General features: G+C 61.9%; 12 protein-coding genes. 9 read left to right on the top strand and 3 right to left on the bottom strand.

The window, feature by feature from the left end:
• Positions 1 to 11: 11 nt before the first annotated feature.
• Positions 12 to 692 carry a response regulator transcription factor gene (locus QMG80_RS01180; protein WP_085771152.1) on the bottom strand — a complete coding sequence of 227 codons (681 nt, stop codon included), beginning with the start codon at positions 690 to 692 and terminating at the stop codon, positions 12 to 14.
• Positions 693 to 1,392: 700 nt separating this feature from the next.
• On the opposite strand from QMG80_RS01180, the gene QMG80_RS01185 reads away from it, so the two are divergent.
• The 8 genes from QMG80_RS01185 (at position 1,393) to QMG80_RS01220 (ending at position 13,271) form a co-directional block, all read left to right on the top strand.
• The gene (locus tag QMG80_RS01185; protein ID WP_085771154.1) at positions 1,393 to 6,939 is read left to right on the top strand and encodes a TonB-dependent siderophore receptor; all 5,547 of its coding nucleotides are present in this window, start codon (positions 1,393 to 1,395) and stop codon (positions 6,937 to 6,939) included.
• 29 nt (positions 6,940 to 6,968) lie between these two features.
• Positions 6,969 to 8,234: a PepSY-associated TM helix domain-containing protein gene (locus QMG80_RS01190; protein WP_085771155.1), complete on the top strand. Its 1,266-nt coding sequence runs from the start codon at positions 6,969 to 6,971 to the stop codon at positions 8,232 to 8,234.
• 678 nt (positions 8,235 to 8,912) lie between these two features.
• Complete coding sequence (locus QMG80_RS01195; RefSeq protein WP_245300143.1) at positions 8,913 to 11,033, top strand: DUF3363 domain-containing protein; 2,121 nt, start codon at positions 8,913 to 8,915, stop codon at positions 11,031 to 11,033.
• A 66-nt stretch (positions 11,034 to 11,099) separates the two neighbouring features.
• On the top strand, positions 11,100 to 11,345 hold the full coding sequence (locus QMG80_RS01200) for a type II toxin-antitoxin system prevent-host-death family antitoxin (RefSeq protein ID WP_085771156.1): 246 nt from the start codon (positions 11,100 to 11,102) through the stop codon (positions 11,343 to 11,345).
• Entirely contained in the window at positions 11,342 to 11,797 is a 456-nt protein-coding gene (locus QMG80_RS01205; protein ID WP_085771157.1) for a PIN domain-containing protein, read from the top strand. Before QMG80_RS01200 ends, QMG80_RS01205 begins: the two co-directional genes overlap by 4 nt.
• A gap of 173 nt (positions 11,798 to 11,970) precedes the next feature.
• Positions 11,971 to 12,201: a hypothetical protein gene (locus tag QMG80_RS01210; protein ID WP_085771158.1), complete on the top strand. Its 231-nt coding sequence runs from the start codon at positions 11,971 to 11,973 to the stop codon at positions 12,199 to 12,201.
• Positions 12,202 to 12,373: 172 nt separating this feature from the next.
• Positions 12,374 to 12,607 carry a recombinase family protein gene (locus QMG80_RS01215; protein ID WP_245300144.1) on the top strand — a complete coding sequence of 78 codons (234 nt, stop codon included), beginning with the start codon at positions 12,374 to 12,376 and terminating at the stop codon, positions 12,605 to 12,607.
• Between the two features lie 79 nt (positions 12,608 to 12,686).
• Positions 12,687 to 13,271: a hypothetical protein gene (locus QMG80_RS01220; RefSeq protein WP_085771159.1), complete on the top strand. Its 585-nt coding sequence runs from the start codon at positions 12,687 to 12,689 to the stop codon at positions 13,269 to 13,271.
• A 208-nt stretch (positions 13,272 to 13,479) separates the two neighbouring features.
• On the opposite strand, the gene QMG80_RS01225 is transcribed toward QMG80_RS01220, so the two are convergent.
• Entirely contained in the window at positions 13,480 to 13,821 is a 342-nt protein-coding gene (locus QMG80_RS01225; protein ID WP_102938184.1) for a zinc ribbon domain-containing protein YjdM, read from the bottom strand.
• A 513-nt stretch (positions 13,822 to 14,334) separates the two neighbouring features.
• Positions 14,335 to 14,871 (bottom strand): SRPBCC family protein, encoded by a 537-nt coding sequence (locus tag QMG80_RS01230; protein ID WP_102938185.1) that lies wholly within the window; start codon positions 14,869 to 14,871, stop codon positions 14,335 to 14,337.
• A gap of 235 nt (positions 14,872 to 15,106) precedes the next feature.
• Here QMG80_RS01230 and QMG80_RS01235 point away from each other — a divergent pair, with 235 nt between their 5' ends.
• Positions 15,107 to 19,261 (top strand): chemotaxis protein CheB, encoded by a 4,155-nt coding sequence (locus QMG80_RS01235; protein ID WP_085771162.1) that lies wholly within the window; start codon positions 15,107 to 15,109, stop codon positions 19,259 to 19,261.
• Positions 19,262 to 19,267: the final 6 nt, after the last annotated feature.

Genomic DNA, 19,267 nt, shown 5'->3' on the forward strand with positions numbered 1-19,267 from the left:
ACGAGGAGGCGTCATCGGTCGCCTTCGGTCAAAATATATCCCACCCCCCGCACCGGATGGATCGCGACTCCAGCGTTACATTCCAGCAAGTGACGCCGCAGCCGCGATACGAGCACGTCGAGGACATTGGATTGCAACGTCGAAGAGGCGGCCCCGTAAACGTCCTTCATCAGCTGTCGGCGCGGGGTGGTCCGGCGCACGTGACGAAGCAGCGTTTCGAGGAGCGTCAGCTCCAGTCCGGGAAGCAACAAGGGCTCTTCGCGGACCAGCGCCGTGCGCGTCGAGAAATCGAAGGACATAGCGCCGCATTTTACCGGAGGCGGATTTTCTCCCCCCGGCCGGCGCAGACAGGCGCGTATTCGCGCCATCAGCTCGTCAGGCTCGAACGGCTTGCTGAGATAATCATCGGCGCCAGCGTTGAGGCCTTCGATTTTTTCCGCGGTCGCGTCGAGGGCCGTCAGCATGATGACTCTCACTCCCGGTTGCCGCGCTCTGGCATCGGCCACCAGATGGAGCCCGTCGCCGTCGGGAAGGCGGCGATCGATAAGGACGAGAGGGAAAAGCTTATTTTGGATGGCGTCGCGGGCGTCGGACAAGCTTCCGGCGCGGTGGGGGATGAAGCCCGCCGTGAGAAGTTGACCGGAGACGAGCGAAGCGATGTTTGTGTCGTCTTCAACCACAAGAATGTTCATGCCGCGCCGCCGAACGCAGGAGGGAAAGGAGGTCAAAGCATGCGGCAGATGTGGCGCCAATGCAACAAGTGTGGCAGCCCTGCAACACGCCAAAAGTTTTAGCGCCGGATAGCCCATCTCATCTCCATCTCATCTTCGCTATGCTAGCAACATCATGCAGGAGGCTCGTCGCCCCCGCCGCGACAAAGATGCAGGCAGGTCACGAAAATGCACGCCGAAACGGGCGCCGGGATATGGATGCGCCGCCTCCTCGTGGGGCTGGCGGCGCTGTTCATGCTGGTCCAGGGCGCGCGCGCGGCGACGGAGCTCTCAGCCCATTCCGCCTTTGAGTTCGGACACCCGGCCATCGGCGGATCGACGTCGAAAACAAACTGCGATGCCTTCGGCGGCAGCGAAAACTCTCCGGCCCATCCAGCCGGCGACTGCCTGGCGTGCTGTCTCTTTTGCAGCAGCGGGCCGTGCCCTACGCCTCTGGTTCGAATCCCGGAGCCGGTTTCCTACGATTTCGCCTCGCTAGACTTAGCCTCCCCGCTCAAACACCCGGATTTTGAGGAGCTCAAGAAGCTCCGGCCCGATTGGGTTTCAGGCTCCGGATCGCCGCGCGCGCCTCCCCTCGTTTTCTGACCTTCGCGCACTGCATTCCCACTCCAATCCTCCAGTCAGAACGGCGGCCCGAGGGCCGCTTGGGGAGAAATTCGCCATGACCCGCAAAACGCTGCTTGGCGGCGCGTCGACTGTTACCCTCTCGCTCATCGCCCTCATCTCCAACGCCGTCGCGCAGCAGAGTCTGCCCTCGATCGACATCGGCAAGCCGAAGCAGGTGACGCGGACCGCGGCGAAAGCCAAGCCCGCGCCGCGCACCGGCGCGAGCCGCAGCGCCAGCGCGGGCCGCGGCAATTCTGCGCCTGTGGCGGGACCGGGAACGAGCGGGGTTGGCGAGGCGTCCGCGGCTGCTGCTCTGAACTATGGCGGCGCGGGGCCTCAGCAGAGCCCTTTCAACACGAGCTACACCTATGAGAACGCCTCGACCGGCACCAAGACCAGCACGCCGGTCATGGAGACGCCGGTCAATGTGCAATCGGTCACCCAACAGGTGCTCCGGGACAACCAGGTCAGGGACCTCGGACAGGCGCTGCGGTTTGTCAGCGGCGTGACAGTCTTGAATGTCGCTGGCAGCAACGGCAATCCCTATGACAACATCGTGATTCGCGGATTTTCCACGAATTTCATCTATCGCGACGGGTTCCGTCTCGACATCGGGTACGGGGCAGGTCAGGGATTTGGCTCGTCGGCCGCGCAGCAATTGGCCAATGTGCAGAGCGTCGAAGTGCTTAAGGGCGCCGCGGCCGTGCTCTATGGGCTGAGCGAGCCAGGCGGACTCGTCAACATCATCACCAAGCAACCGCTCGATCAGCCGTTCTATGCGGTTGACCAGCAGATCGGCTCGCTCGCCGAATACCGCACCACGTTCGACGCCACGGGGCCGCTGACCTCCGACAAGTCATGGCTCTATCGGATCAACATGTCCTATGAGAACAACGGAGCGCCTTACGGATCATTCGTTGACAACACGCATGCGGAAAACACCTTCGTCGCGCCTGTCGTCAAATGGAACATCGACAATGATAGCTGGGTGAAGCTCGAGGGACAGTACTATAGGAATAATTTTGCTGGCTACATCCAGAGCAATCCTCTATGGAACGGAAGCTTCATTTCACTTCCACGCAACACAAACTACAATGGGTTCTCTCCCCAGGTAAACAACAACATATTTGCCGCCTTGACGTGGCTCCATGACTTCAGCAAGGATTGGTCGATAAAGCAAATAATATATTTCAATCGATATGCAACTGAATCAACTATTCGTCGAACGACGAATCTAGATAATTTTGGCTTCCCATATGCGGCTAACGCCTTTCCTTGCTGTTCATTTGGATGGCCCGTGTATGATCGCAGAATGATTGAAGACCGCGCCTCCACCCAGACGCTTGCAACGGAGGTCAACCTCACCGGGCATGTCGACACCTGGGGTGTCGAGCATACACTACTATTCGGCGGAGATTTCTATAGCACACTGAATTGGGCTAGCGTTAATATTGGCACGATCAATTCGGCGAAAAGCATATTTTTTCCAAACAGCCCGGGGATGCCCTTTCTTGGGCCCCTCTCACCTTTCAATGAAGGCACGATCCCACAGGACACTGGGGGTCTCTATGTGCAGGATCAGATCAAGCTGCCTTACGATCTGTTTTTCATGGCGGGCGCGCGCTACCAATATTTCCGCCAAGGCGGGGGGGTCAACGGCTCCCCCAGCTTCGATACGAATCTATCCGCACTCACGCAAGCGCCCCAGCATGCGAATGCGCAGCAATATTTAACACCTCGTTTCGGGCTGTTGTGGCGTCCGTTTCCCTGGATCAGCGGCTACATCAGCTACGCCGAGGGTTTTTCGACCAATTCGGGCATCGTCTTTCCCAACAATCCTGCGCCGCCGACTGGGGCGCAGGACGCCGAAGCCGGTCTGAAATTCGAGTTCTTCGACGGCAAGCTCAGGGCGACCGTAGACTATTACAATCTGACGAAGACCAATGTCACCGAGCCGGATTTCAGTCCTCTACACCTTTGCGGCGGGGGGCCTGGCAGCTGTTCCATCGTGGTCGGAGATGCGCGCAGCAAGGGGCCGGAAGTCGATGTCCAGGGCGAGATCTACCCGGGATTGAACCTGATCCTCGCTTACACGAATCAGTCGACCGCCGTCACCAAGACCACTCTCACCGACCAATCGAACCTGCTCGGCCAACCCTTTCCCGGCATTCCGCGTAACGTTGCCACCGGCTCCGCGACCTATGAATTTCAAGACGGCAGTCTCAAGGGGCTGAAGCTCGGCGCGACCTATCATTACAATGGCGCGCAACGAGTCAATGACTTTACATTCCTGACACCGGGTCTCGGCTTTCTCATCCCGAGCCTCGCTGGCTATGGGACCGTCGACCTGCTCGCCGACTATCCCTTCAACTACGACGGCTGGAAGCTTGACGCCGGCATCAACATCCGCAACCTCTTCGACCGGACCTATTATCCGGGTGCCACTCTCAGCAGCCCTCTCGTCGGGCTTGGCGGCTCGATTGCCACGCGCAACATCGGCGACGCTTTCAGCGTACTTGGACACATCAGCGCGCAATGGCCGGGCTCGCCCCCCGCGCCGTCGAAGATCCCGGCCCCGGCCATGACCTGGATTCACGACTGGACCGGCCCCTATGCCGGCGCGCAGATCGGCATGGGCTTCGGCGACAATGACGGAAAATTCTCCTACGTCACGCCCGACGGCTTCGGCGGCTCGCCGTCCTTCGTCACTAACGCCTATGGCGTGCTGGCCGGCGCGCATCTCGGCTACAACAAGCAGCTCGATAATTGGGTTCTCGGCCTCGAGGGCTCGGTCGACGGCGGGAACCTGGACCTACATGAGCCGCTGGCATGGGACAACCCCGCCGGCGGTGGCGTTTGCCCGTTCCTCGTCCAATACACGACTGTCGGCTGCGGCGGGACGATCAACGCCCACATTCAAACCTTGTTTCAAGGCTCGCTGCGGGCGCGCGCCGGCTATGCGTGGAATCGCTTGCTCCTCTATGGAACAGGCGGTCTCGCCTTCGGCGATTTCAATGTCCAGTCCAACATCGGCGGACAGGACAACGTCGGCAACTTCTATTTCGCCGCCGCGAACGATCGTTCTCTGTGGCGTCTCGGCTGGACAGGCGGCGCGGGCGTCGAATATGCGATCACGCCGCGCTGGTCGGCGCGCGCGGAATATCGCTACAGCGATTTCGGCCATATCGCCGAGGCGCCGACGAGCTTCTCCACGACGGTCGGCGGTCCGGTGTTCTACCAGGGTGAGCGTCACGTCACGCAGAACCAGGTGCAGGTCGGCGCGAGCTACAAATTCGGCGGGACGGACCCGGAGATGTTTCCGCTTGTCTCGCCGATCGTGAAGGGCCCGGCCCTGGGCGATCTGCCCTCGCATAAGGGCGGTCCGCTTCTTCCGGCGGCTTACGCGGCCAATTGGACGGGCTTCTATCTCGGCGGTCAGGCGGGCTACGGCTGGGGCGACAATCACGGCGCCTATAACTACTCGACGCCCATCGGCTTCGTTGCCCCCATCGGCGTCGTCGGAGCGGGCGCCTTGTCGCATGACGCTCAAGGCGTGATCTTCGGCGCCCACGCCGGATACAACCGGCAATTCGAGAGCGATCTGGTGCTCGGCCTAGAGGCCTCCGTCGACGGCGCGACGCTGATGCGGCGCGAGACGGTGGGCGCCACCAACGCCAGCGCCGACCAGGCCGTGCTCACCTCGATGGTGCAGTCCGACATTCAGGGCTCGCTGCGCGGCCGCGCGGGCTACGCCTTCGGACGGCTGCTGCCCTATGTGACCGGCGGTCTCGCCGTCGGCCATTTCGGCACGCAGTCGGACCTTGCGGGCGGCGCATCCTCGACGCCCGGCGCTTATTTGCCGCCAACCTACGTCGGCTTCGCCACGCACGGCCTGGACTGGACGACGCGGCTAGGCTGGACGGTCGGCGGCGGCGCGGAATGGGCCGTCAGCGACCATTGGTCGATCCGCGGCGAATATCGCTATTCGGAGTTTGGCTCCGTCTCCGATACGCCGAATGTCGCGCTCCCCGCGACGCTCTATGGCGGCGCGCGGCGCCTCGATCAGGGCCAGGTGCAGTTCGGCGCGAGCTACAAATTCGGCGATCCGCTGCTCGCGCCCGTCGCCGCGCCGGTGCTCGCCGCCAAGGCGCCGCCCATCGACTGGACCGGCTACACATGGGTAGGCCTTTACGCTGGCGGACAGGTCGGCATGATCTGGGGCGCCAATAACGGCCACTATTATGTCGCGACGCCGGGGGGCCTCGGCGCATACGATCCGCTCACAAGGGACGCGCAGGTTGCGAACGTCGAGGGCCATGTCGGCTACAACTGGCAATACGATCATCTCGTTGCCGGCATCGAAGGCTCGCTGCTGGGGACGAACCTCGTCAAGAGCTCGCTGCTGCCCGTCTATGATCCCTCGAGCCTCTCGCCGGGCGGCACGCTGACGACGGCGGTGAAGTCCAACCTCCAGGGCTCGCTGCGCACGCGTCTCGGCTACGCCTGGGATCGACTGCTGCCCTATGTCACGGGCGGCGTCGCGCTCGGCGGCTTCACGCAGCAGAGCTATCTCTGGGGCGGCGACGCGCAGGGCCTGTTCAACGCCTCGAGCAGCCGCTCCTCGCTGCGTGCGGGCTGGACGCTCGGCGCCGGCGCCGAATGGGCGATGACGCGCAGCTGGGCGGTGCGCGGCGAATATCGCTACACCGATTTCGGAACCGTAGCCGACGCCTCGACGCTCGCCGCCCCGGCCAACACGCTGTTCACCGGCACGCGCCGTCTCGATCAAAATCTGCTCGAGTTCGGCGTGAGCTACAAATTCGGTGAAGAGGGGCAAGCGTCGGTCGTCGCCGCCGCCGATCTCCCGCATCTCAAAGACGCGCCGGTTGTGGTTCTGCCGCCGGGGTCGCCGTGGCGCGGCTTCTACGCCGGCGTGAACGCGGGCGGCGTCTTCGACGCGAAGAGCGGACAGGCCGCGACCGCGCTCTTCTGGGATCCGAGCCTGCCCTTCGGCTCGGGCGTCAACCCGAACCTCGCCTATATTCCCGGCGGCGCGAATGGCGCCGCAGGCGGCGCGCTCGGCGGCGGGCAGGTCGGCTACAACTATCAGTTCGGCTCCTCGGTCGTGATCGGCGCCGAGGCCGACATTGCGGTCACGAGCGTTTCCGGCGGCGGAAAGCCGAACGCCGCGCTCTATGCCTCGCCCTTCTCGGGCGGCGCGCTCGTGCAAGCGGCGCCGCTCAATGCGGCGCAGGCGAGCCTGCCTTATGTCGGGACGCTGCGCGGCCGCGCCGGCTATCTCGTGACGCCGACGCTGCTGCTGCACACCACCGCGGGCTTCGCTTACGACGGCGTGGACGCTTGGGGCGTCGCCAACACGCGCGCCGGCTGGACGGTCGGCGCCGGCGCGGAATGGATGTTTGCGCAGAGCTGGTCGGCGAAGCTCGAATATCTCTACGCCGACATCAGCGGCGGCGGGGTCTCGGGCGGCTGGAGCGGAAACACTGACGCCAACTTCCATCCGCAGATCAACATCCTGCGCGGCGGCCTGAACTACCACTTCAACAGCTTCGCGTCGGAAGCCATCGTCGCGAAATACTGACACGCGCGTTCAGCGGAGGGAGCGAAGCAATGCGGAACATCCTTGTCTGGGTTCATCGCTGGGCGGGGCTGACGATGACGGGCTTTCTCGTCATCCTCGGCCTCACTGGCAGCGTCCTGGCGTTTCACGAGCCGCTGGATCGCTGGCTCAACGCCGATCTCTTTTACGCGCCGACGAGAGAAGGGCCAACTCTCGACGTTTTCGAATTGCGCGAGAGGGCCGAGGCGCTCGAGCCACAGGCGCGCGTCGACTCTTTCGACTTGCGACGCGAGGAGGGACGATCTTTCTCCGTGTTCATTTCGCCGAGAAATGATCCCGCGACGGACAAGCCCCTCGTGCTTCCCTATAATCAACTGTTCCTCGATCCTTATACCGGCGCCAAGATCGGCTCGCGCGACACGCGAGAAATTTCCTTCGATCGGCGAGGGATTCTCAATTTCATCCTTCGTCTTCATACCGCCCTCGCGCTGCCACAAAGCTACGCGCTTTGGGGAAGCACGCTACTCGGGATCGTCGCGCTGACATGGACGATCGACTGCTTTTTCGGCTTCTATCTGACCCTGCCGCTCCACGTTAGTTCGGAGCATTCCTACGGCGCGCGCGGCCACTGGTGGAACCGTTGGAAGCCGGCCTGGCTCATACGTTGGAATGGCGGAGCCTATCGGCTGAATTTCGACATTCACCGGGCGTTCGGACTTTGGACCTGGGCGATGCTCTTCGTCTTCGCCTGGTCCGGCGTCTCCTTCAATCTCACGGGCGTCTATCTGCCGGTCATGCGGTCCGCCTTCGACATGGGAACGCTTTTCGATGAGCAGAGGTCGCTTTTGATGACGCCGCTCGAGACGCCCGGTCTCGGCTTTCGCGAAGCATACGCCCGCGGCCACGAATTGATGGCGCAGGAGGCCGCGCGCCGAGGCTTCACTGTCGATCGTGAAATCGCTCTCGGCCTCAACAGGGGAGACGGTCAATATGTTCTCGCCGTGCAGAGTTCGAAAGACTGGGTCGATTGGGGCACGACGGCGGTCTTCTTCGACGCCAACACGGGCGAATATGCCCGTTCAATGCTCTGGGCCGACGACAAGTCCGGAGAAGCCATCACGCACTGGCTGATGTTTCTTCACATGGCTGCCGTCTTCGGCCTGCCGATGAAGATCTTCGTCTGCGCCATGGGCTTCGTCATCACGGCGCTCTGCGTCACTGGAGCCTATATTTGGTGGAAGAAGCGGAGCGCCCGCCGATCGCGCCGAGAGAGGAGTGGGACGCCCATCCTGGAACAGAGCACGGTCGAGCTCTAAGGAGCGATGTTTCGTGGCCGCCTAGCAGTAGATTGTGCGAGCGCCTTCGGAGCCTTCGCACTTCGGCATGGACTTGGCGCTGCAACGCGCTCCGATTCGTGCAAGGAGGCGGGCCATTCGATGGTGAATTCTCTGCCCCTTCGCCGTCGCTCGGCTTGCAGGATTTCAGTGCTTCGGCAACGGCGCTTTTGCAAATCGGCGGCAGCAATTCGACCTCGGAACCTGCATTGGAACGGCTGCGGGGCGCGCAGTCCAAATGGCAAGATGGTCCGCTTGGAAGGTCGCCCGATGCGCAATGAAACTGCGAAAATCGCGGCGTTTTTTTCCCGATTTTTCGGCTCTCGATTGAGGCGATCAGCTTAGATTTTCTAGCATGGATTTTCGCGTAGCTACCGAAGTTAAGTGTGACCGCAAGATAAAGCGAACTGACGTTCGCCGCTCGCTGCGCTCGCAAGGGCTTGTCTGCACATTGTTTATTGCACCTCGGAATAGCACTCTCTCAGCACTGTGCGAGGTGCGTGTGGCGCGACCGCCGTCAAATTCGTTCATCATTTCAATTTGAGCCCAGCGCCGCAATGCGAGGTGCGTCATCCATCGCGCCGCTGCTTGCACGACATCATGCGCTATTTTTCGATTTCCTTCGACGCGTGATTTTCGACTGTTGCGACGCGCGAGTCCATGCCCGATCCTCTGGCCATGGCAGGCGACGACACCGAGGATTTCCGTATTCGACCGGAGCGCTCCTGCAGGGGAGGAATCCGCAGCGACGCGCGCCCACAATCGTTCGTGAAGCGCGTGGAGGCGGCCGTCAGGAAGGCGGCCGGCAATCCGAGTCGGATCGGCGGTTCGACCGGGAGGAAGAAGAGCGGGCGGTTCAACGCGCGAGGTCGGGGCGCGAAAGTAGCAGCGTCCTTGTCGGCCGAGAGCGGCGGATGGCGTCGCGACTCCGCCGGGAGGTTTCGAGCGCGCCGCGTCGTCGTCAAGGCCCGGGTGGTGAAGCTCAATCTCCAGGGGCGCGGAGGAGGCCATGGTCCAAAGCTGCGCGGCGTCGCGAGCCGAGCAGCCGACGCCCATTTGCGTTATCTCGAACGCGACGGCGTGACCCGCCAAGGAGAGAAGGGCCGCGCCTATTCGGCGATCGAGAACGAAGCGGACGGACGCGCCTTTCTTGAGCGCGGGCGCGGCGACCGGCATCAGTTCCGCTTTATCGTCGCGCCTGAGGACGCGGTCGAGATGGCCGACCTGCGTCGCTTCGCGCGCGACCTCATGCGGCAGATGGAGAAGGACCTCGACACGCGTCTCGACTGGATCGCAGTCGATCACCACAACACCGGCCATCCCCACAGTCACATCATCGTCCGGGGCGAGACCGACGACGGCAAAGTTCTCAACATCGCCGGCGACTACATCGCCCACGGCGTCCGCCATCGGGCGAGCGAACTCGTCACCCTGGAGTTGGGGCATCAGAGCGAGATCGAAGTCGCCCGAAAACTGGCGAACGAGGTCGACGCGGAGAGGTTGACCCGGCTCGACAGAATGCTCATTGCCGAGCAGCGGGACCAGGGCCTCGTCGACCTGCGTCCGGGCGAGGGAGCCGCCTATCCCATCCACGAGAATCGGCATCTTCTGATCAGCCGGGCGAAGCGTTTGGAGCGTTACGGCCTCGCCGACGAGACGGAGCCCGGCCGTTGGGTCTTCGCCGAGAGGGCCGAAGCGACCTTGAAGGCGCTCGGTGAACGGGGCGACATCATCAAGACCGTACATCGGGCGCTCGCCGAGCGCGGCCTCGCCGAGGCGCGGGATCCAAACTCATACTTCCTTCACGAGGACCGCTGCGGAGAGCCGATCATTGGCCGCGTCCTCGGCAAAGGACTGGCCGGTGACGAGATGGGCGAGCGGGTTCATTTGATCGTTGATGGCGTGGACGGCCGAGTCCATTACGTTGAATTCGCCGATTCCAGTCGCGTCGAGGACATTCGCCGGGACATGATCGTCGAAACGAAGCCGGTCATCGCCCAGCCGAGGGCGGCAGACCGCAATATCGGCATCGTCGCGCAAGGCGACGGCGGCATCTATCGCCCGAGCAGCCATCTCGCCCAAATCCGCGGCCGGTTCGAACGTCAAGGCAAGGACCCGGAAGCCTTCGTCCGCTTCCATGTCCGCCGGCTGGAGGCGCTCCGCCGGGCCGGGCATGTCGAGCGGCTCGACGCCGACAAATGGCGCGTCCCGGGTGAGATAACGGAGCGGGGAATGAGCTATGATCTCAACCGAGGCGGTGACGAGCTCGCCGTGCGTGTTCTCTCGACACTCGACCTCGAGGCCCAGATCGGCAGCGATGGTGCGACGTGGCTCGACCGCGAGCTCACCGCTCCCGCCCAAACGCCGATCGCGCAGGCCAATTTCGGTCGCGACGTAACGGCTGCAATGGAGCGGCGCAAACAGACCCTGATCGAGAAGGGCTACGCCGACCGTTCGGCGGACGGGCGATTTCGCGCGGGCGACGACATGCTCGCGCGGCTGGAGCGCGCCGAAGTCAGTCGAGTTGGCCGCGCGATGGCCGCCGAGCGCGGCCTCGCCTTCAAGGAAGTGAAGCCCGGAGATTACATCAGTGGCAAGCTGGTCGGCTCGACCCCGCTCGCTAGCGGGCGTTTCGCCATGATCGACGACGGTCTCGGCTTCAGCCTCGTCCCCTGGCAGCCGGTGCTCGATACGCGGCTCGACCAGCACATCACCGGCGTCATGCGCGGCGGCGGCGGGATCGACTGGAATTTCGGGAGGAAGCGCGGGCTGGGGTTGTAAAATCAGCTTGTGATTTCGTTTGAGGGCGAATAATATAGTCAATATAACTACAATGAGAGCTGCGCCATGGAAGAAGCCGTTTCAGCCGCCGAAGCCAACCGCAAGTTTTCGTTGATCCTGCGCGGGGTTCGGGAGGGCCATAGCTATGTTGTGACCAGCCATGGAAGACCTGTCGCGCGTATCGCGCCCGTCGCCAAACTCGAAGATGTGGCGAGGAGCGCGCGGACGGCGTTGCTTGCCCGCCTTGAAAAGCAGTCCATCGTCGAAACTGGGCGCTGGTCCCGGGATGAACTCTACGAGGATGATCGGTGAGGGTCGCCATCGACACCAATGTCCTCGCCTATGCCGAGGGCGTCAACGGAGCCGAGCGACGCGCCCCCTGTCTCGACCTCCTTCGTAGACTGCCGCAGGAATTGGTGGTTGTTCCGGTGCAGGTGCTTGGCGAGCTTTTCAACGTGCTGGTGCGTAAGGCTGGCAAATCGCGAAGCGACGCCCGTGACGCGTTGTTGAGTTGGAGAGACGCTTTCCCTGTCGTAGAGACCTCTCCAGTCGTCATGTTGGCGGCGTTCGATTTGGCGACCGATCATCAGCTCGGAATTTGGGATGCGGTCATCTTGTCGGCCGTTTCGCAGGCAGGCTGCCGCCTGCTGCTGTCCGAGGACCTTCAGGAGGGATTTACCTGGGGAGGCGTCACCGTCGTGAATCCCTTTGCTTCGCCACGCCACAATTTGCTGGAGGCGCTATTGAAATCTGACCCCGAATGATCGCTTAGCGCTTTCCACTCACGAACCTCATTGGGATCGCTCAAGGGAACATATAGAAACCGCAACGTGCAAGTCTTTTTGCGCCACAGCACGACGACAAATGATTTGGACTTCCATCATGGATCGTGTCGCCGCTTTATGCCTGCTTGACCTCAGCGAAAATGAGCCGCAGCATGGCAAACGACATCGAACTGGGCCTAGATGAGCTCGCTTCGGCCAACGACAACAAGAGTCCTGATGGCGAACCGGAGAATGAGACGCGGCAGAAAATCGACAAGGTTGCCCTAACCATCGCGCGCCTGGTCGGACGTTGCATTGCGCGGGAACATTACGAGGCGTCGCGCGCCGCCAACGACAACAAGCCTTGTGTCGATACCGCGGATTTTAAGGCTGGCGAGGAATAGCAGAACCGGAGACAAGCCGATGACCCGTGTTGTGCTCTACGCCCGCTATTCGTCCGACATTCAGAGCGGAAGCTCGATCGACGACCAGTTTCGGCTTTGCCGGGAATAAGCAAAGCGCGAGAAGTGGGAGATTGCTGGAGTCTATCATGACGCCGCCATTTCGGGCGCCAGCATGATCCTGCGTTCGGGCATTCAGTCGCTCCTGCAGGACGCCCAGCGCCACAGGTTCGATGTTGTGCTGGCTGAAGCGCTCGACCGCGTCAGTCGCGATCAGGCGGACGTCGCAACGCTGTTCAAGCACCTGCGCTTTGCGGACGTTCCCATCGTAACCTTGGCCGAAGGCGAGATCAGCGAGCTTCACGTCGGGCTCAAGGGGACAATGAACGCGCTGTTCCTGCGGCGGTAAATTCGGCCTCATCACACGTGATCGCTTCGGCTGCCTCAATCACCACCGGCGGGGGGCCTGCGACAATAACCGCACCATCTTGCGAAATCGGATCGAACGGCGCGTCTTATCTGGCCTCAATGAACGGCTCATTTCGGCCGATACTGTTGCCGAAGCCGTGCGCGCCTATCACGAGGAAGTGAATCGTCTCAATCACGACCGCCGCGCGCAGAACGAAGTCGACCGTCGCGCGCTCGACAAGATCGAGCGCGCCATATCTGCGATTCTCGGCGCCATTGAAGACGGCATGTACCAGCCGGCGATGAAAGCGCGCATGGAGGAATTGGAGACTCAGAAGACCGAAATCGCCTCGCGTATGGCTCAAGCTGATCCCATCCTGCCCGACGTTCATCCAAACGTCGCCAACATCTATCGGGCCAGGGTCGCTACCTTCACCGAAGCGTTAAGCAGTTCGGACGGCGGCAGGGAGGCCGCGGAAGCCATCCGCTCTTTGATTGGCGAAGTCGTTCTCACACCCGGCGAGAAGCGAGGGCAACTCAACGCCGAGCTACGCGGCGAGTTGATGGGGATTCTCGATCTCACCAGAAGCCCCAGTAATTCAACGGGATCGCAAATTACGACACATGAGGCCGCGCGCCCCCGCAACCAATTGAAAGCCCGTTAGAACAGAGATCCAGCTCTGCTCTAACGGGCTTTTTCATTTCTTCTGAAGCCTTGCCACACCACGGAAGCGATGCGTGGCCCTGCTCGCGGCCGCCGACGAGGTATTTTCGCGTCAAGCTCGCTTTTGCCAGCGCCACCGGCGTCCGCGCCGGCGAGCTGCGCGCCCTGTTTGAAGCGCGAACGCAGAGCAAGCCGGCGGCCCCAAGCAATCAAGCCTTCTTAACAAACTCTGATTTCAAATACATCGCGCCGATACCATCGATTTTGCAGGAGATATTGTGACCGTCCACAGCATCGTCGATCAAGCGGATATTCTTGACCTTGGCGCCGCTTTTCACGGTGGATGACGATCCCTTGACCTTCAAATCCTTTATCAAGGTTACGGTATCGCCCGACGCCAGTAGATTGCCATTAGCGTCGCGCACAGCTTTATCTTGCGATGGACTTTCTGGCGCGGCCTCGGCCTCTTTCCATTCATGCGTGCATTCCGGACAGATCCACAAGGCGCCGTCCTCATAAGCATATTCCGAACCGCATTTTGGACACTTCATGTCGTTCATTTCCTGTATTTTCAGAAGGGTTAGCCTTTTCCTACGCCATCCGCGGTTTAAACGAAACCATTGCCTTTAAAGTCTCTCAGCACGGGGGCGTGGCGAAGGCGCTTGCCAGCCGCGCCATCGCCGCCCAATCGCGTTCCACGCCAATTTGAGTCATTTATCGCTGTGCGAACATCCAAGATATTGAATTTATTGGTATATAAATAATGAGAAATGGACGGACCTGCCGAGATTGAAACTATTTCAGAAAATTCCATGGCGCAAAATTCTTTAGGTACGCTGATTTTACAGGGCTTTCTTCGATGCCCGCGCGGCCTCATAACCTGAAGGTCGTAGGTTTAAATCCTGCCCCACAACCAATCTGAAATACGAAAAAAGCGCCGAGGCCCAGCCCGGCGCCTCTTTTCGCAAAGCGAAGCGACCGTTGTGTTTGCGAAACATTTCGTTTTGCATGCGAAGGTGAGTCGCTGCGCACGCGAGCGCAGCGACTTGACGCGCCCCTTTTGCTCAGGCGGCGCGCTTCTCCTCGATGAGCGCCTTCAGATTGGCGAGGCCCCTCTCGAAATCCGCGCCGATCAGTCTGTCGCAGTCGACGAAAAGCGAGAAGAGCTTCGCCTGGAAATCGTTCTTGCCCTTCATGGTCCATACTAGCCTTGTGCCTGGGCCCTCGGGCTTTAGCTCGAAGGCGGCGGCGTGCGTCGCCCGCATCGGCCGCTGGAACTCGAGCTTGATGCGCAGCAGCTCGTCCTTCACGCATTCGAGGATCGTCATCCTGCCGGCGCCGACCTTGCGGTTGCCCGACCAGGCCATGCTCGCGCCGACTCCGCTGTTTGGCCCCTCGAACGTGCTCGTCGCATTGGGGTCGAGCTTCGCCCAGGGCGACCAGTCTCTCCATTCGTGAAAATCGACGAGCCGCGCGAAAACGGCTTCGGCCGGCGCGGCGATCACCGCGCTTCGCGCGACGCTAAACGTGTTAGGCTTCAGCGAGGCGAGCGCGACGACGCCCCCCAAGATCGCCACGATCAAAAGTCCCAGCAACGACATGCGATCATCCCCCTGTGGCGCCGCATAGCTCATGATGGCGCGGCCGGCGGCCTCGGCAAGATGGCGCCCGCCTGCGCTTGGCTCAAGCGGGACGGCGGGCCAATGAGAAGCGGCCGCGCCCGCTGAAGCCGCGCGTTCTGCGAATACGAAAAAACTAGCCGCTGGCCTGGAAGCCAGCTACGAAAAAAGGAACCTATGTAAATTCCTCAGCACAAATTCGCGTGAAGAACGTCCTATGACCGATTCAAGCGCCAACGATCCTCCCCTCACGCCAGTTTGCGCCATGGGGGCGTCGGCCGGCGGCGTCACGGCGCTACAAGCTTTCTTCTCTCAGATCGGCGACGACCTCGGTCTCGCCTATGTCGTCATCGTGCATCTTGCGCCGGATCAGCCGAGCGCGCTTGCGGAGATCTTGGCGACGCGCACGTCCATGCCGGTGCATACCGTCCAGGACTCGACGAAGCTCAAGGCGAATTGCGTTTACGTCATCCCTCCCGACCGCGAGCTCGTGATCAAGGGCGACGATCTGACGGCTCGTCCTTTCAGCGAGCCGCGCGGGCGGCGTACTCCCATTGACATGTTCTTTCGGTCCATCGCCCTCGCCAAAGGCGACGGCGTCGCCGTCGTCTTGAGCGGTTCGGGCTCCGACGGCGCGGTCGGCGTGCGCGCCATCAAGGAGGCCGGCGGCGTCATCTTCGTGCAGGACCCGAACGAGGCCGAGTATATGATGATGCCGCAATCCGCGATCGCGACCGGCGTCGTCGACTTCGTGGCGCCCATCTCGCGCCTCGTGGGGCAGATCGCGGACGTCATGCGCAGCAAGGAGGCGATGCGCGGCGTCGGCGAGGAGGAAGCCGAAAGAGAGCTGCGCCAGATCGTCAATTATCTGCGGCAGCGCACGGGCCACGATTTCTCGAGCTACAAGCGGGCGACGATCCTGCGCCGCGTCTCGCGGCGCATGCAGGTCACGCGGCAGGAGAGCCTCAACGCCTATTATCAATTCCTGCACGCCAACGCCGACGAAGCCAAGGAGCTGTTTTCCGATCTTCTGATTTCGGTCACCTCGTTCTTTCGCGACCGCGCCGCCTATGCGGCGCTCGCCGAGAAGGTCGTCGCGCCGATCTTCGACCAGCTCCAAGGCGATGCGCCCATTCGCATCTGGGTCGTCGGCTGCGCGACCGGCGAGGAAGCCTACAGTGTCGGCATGCTCTTCCTCGAGGAGGCGGCGAAGCGCGCCGTGCATCCGACCCTTCAGATCTTCGCGAGCGATCTCGACGAGGCCGCTCTCGCCGTGGCGCGGGAAGGCCGCTACCCGAAAGCCATCGAGACCGATATGAGCGAGGAGCGGTTGAAGCGCTTTTTCGTCGAGGAGGGCGGCGGCTATCGCGTCAAAAAGGAATTGCGCGACCTCGTGCTGTTTTCGCTCCACAGCGCGCTCAAGGACCCGCCTTTCATCAAGCTCGATCTGATCTCCTGCCGCAATTTTCTGATCTATCTTCAGCACGATTTACAGCGTCAGCTCTGCAGCCTGTTTCATTACGCGCTGAAGCCGACCGGCTCTCTGTTCTTGGGTTCGGCCGAGACGGTTGAATCGATCACGTCGCATTATCGCGTCGTGGACCGCGACGCGCGCATCTATGCGCCCCTGGCGCAGACCGAGAAGGTCGCGCCCATGCTCCCGCAGCTCTCGACCGATCATCGGCCGAGGGAGCTGGGGCCGAGGCATTACGTCCTTCCCGAGGCCGTGATCGCCGTCGGCCACGCGCATGCGACGGCGCTGGAGCAGCATGCGCCGCCCAACGTGCTGATCGACAGCTCTCAACGCATCCTGCATCTCTCGCCGAATGTGAGCCTTTACTTTCGCCCGATGGGGGGACCGTTCAGCAGCGACTTGACCGCCCAGGTGCGGCCGGAGCTGCGCGTCGATTTGAAGCTCGCCTTGCAACGCCTGTTCGAAAGCGGCCAGCCGACGCTGACGGCCCCGATCGCCGTCGACTTCAATGGCGACCGCCGACTGGTGTCGATGCATGTCGCGCCCTCGGCGCCGGCGGAACCCGGCGCGCAGGGAAACGCCCTCGTCTTGTTCATCGAGGCCGGCAAGACGCCCGAAAACGGCGAGGCGCCCCAGGACGACGACATCAATCGCGAGGAGGTTGTGCGGCTGCGCAAGGAGCTTTCCATCGCTCAGGATCGCGTGAGCGCCAGCCGCAAGGAGCACGAGCTCGCGACGCAGGAGCTGCGCGCCGCGAACGAGGAGCTGCAATCGATCAACGAGGAGTATCGCTCGACGGCGGAGGAGCTCGAGACAAGTAAGGAAGAGCTGCAGTCGATGAACGAGGAGCTCGGAACCGTCAACACCGAGCTCAAGAATAAACTTGAAATCATCTCCAGGGCGCACAACGATCTGCAGAACCTGATGGCGGCGACGGAGATCGGCACGCTGTTTCTCGACAACGATTTAAAAATCAGGCTGTTCACGCCGATCGTCGCTAATTACTTCAATATCACGCCCGGCGATATCGGCCGCCGCATCTCCGACTATACGAACCTGCTCGAATATTCCGAGCTGGAAAGCGATGTGGCTACGGTGCTCAAGACTCTAACGCCCATCGAGCGGGAAATTGCGTCGAAGAATCGTCGCTGGCTCATGATCGGCCTTCGGCCTTATCGCACGCTAGAGGCGCGCATCGAAGGCGTCGTGCTGACGCTGACCGATATCACCAGTCGCAAGACCGCGGAGGCGGAGCTCCACATGGAGTTGGAGGCGACCCGGCAGCTTCAGCAGCTCAGCACGAAGTTCATCCAGAGCGAGGACATTACCCAGCCCCTGAACGACGTGTTGAAAACCGCGATCGAGTTGGTCGGCGCCGATTTCGGCGCGATTCATCTTTACGACGACGCGAGCCAAAATCTGCGGATCGCCGCGCACAAAGGCTTTTCGGAGCGCTTCTTGGGCCGTCTCGCGTCGGCCGAGTCCTCCGACGCCTCGCACTATGGGCGCGTGCTGAAGACTCTTCAGCAGATCATGATCACGGATGTCGAACGGGATCCCGCCGGCGCTCCGATCTTGGAAGAGGCGCGCGCGGCGGGATTCAGGGCCGAGCTTTCGACGCCGCTGGTGGGTGCGCCGGGAAAAATCGTAGGCGTGCTCAGCATGCAGTTTCGAGAGCCGCACGAGCTCTCAAGACGCGATTCGCGGCTCATCGACATCGTGGCGCGCAACGCTGCGGACGCCATCAACGCCTACCAGTTGAAACAAAAGCTGCGCGAGGACGACCGCCGCAAGAACGAGTTCCTCGCCGTGCTCGCGCATGAGCTGCGCAATCCGCTGGCGACGACGAGCAACGCGATCCAGACGCTCACCCGCCTCAAGCTCGACGTCCCGGAGGCTCAAGAACTGCTCGCCATGGCTGCGCGCCAGATCGAGCAGCTGACCCGGCTCGTCAACGATCTCTTGGACATATCGCGCATCACGCAGGGAAGAATCGAGCTGCGTCCGCAGCTTCTCGATCTCAACAACGTCGTTCGCCGCGCCATGGAAGCCAATGAATCGGCCATCAACGACAAGCGGCACAAGCTGAATGTCTCCCTCTTTTCGAAGCCGCTTCGTGTTTATGGCGATCCCGTGCGTCTCGCGCAGGCGCTCGGCAATCTCATCTCCAACGCCGCAAAATACACACCGGAAGGCGGACAGATCGACATTGCGAGCGGCGAGAAGGACGGGAGCGCTTTTGTCAGCGTTCGCGACAATGGCGTTGGCGTTCCGCAAAACATGCTGTCGCAGATCTTCGAGCTTTTCGTTCAGGCCGAACAAGCTCCTCACGCCAAGCTGACCGGCGGCCTCGGCGTCGGCCTCGCGCTCGCGCGCAGCCTCGTGGCGCTTCATGGCGGAACGATAGAAGCGTTCAGCGACGGTCCCGGCAAGGGTTTCACGGTCGTCATTCGCCTGCCGCTTTCCACGGCCGACTCGCCTGCGCAAGGGACGACGGTCAAGCAGGAGCCGGTGTTATCCGCCTTTGCAAAGCGCGTTTTCGTCGTCGACGACAACGCCGATGTCGCCAACGCGCTCGTCTTGTTGCTCCGCAGCTTCGGGGCCGAGGCGCGCGCTGCTTACAGCGGCGCCGAGGCGCTCGCCAAGGTGAAAGAATTCAAGCCGGACATCGCCTTCATCGACCTCGGCATGCCGGGCATGGACGGATATGAGGTGGCGCGGGCGCTTCGCGCGACGCCCGAGGGAAAAGAGGCGATCCTCGTCGCGTTGAGCGGCTGGGGCGGTGACGAGCATCGCAAACGCGGGCTCGAGGCGGGCTTCGACCGCCACATCATCAAGCCGATCGACGCCAATGAATTGGCGGATCTGCTGGCTGCGCCCGGAAAGCCGAAGGCGTGAGTTCGG

This window comes from Methylocystis bryophila (assembly GCF_027925445.1).
GTDB classification, from domain to species: domain Bacteria; phylum Pseudomonadota; class Alphaproteobacteria; order Rhizobiales; family Beijerinckiaceae; genus Methylocystis; species Methylocystis bryophila.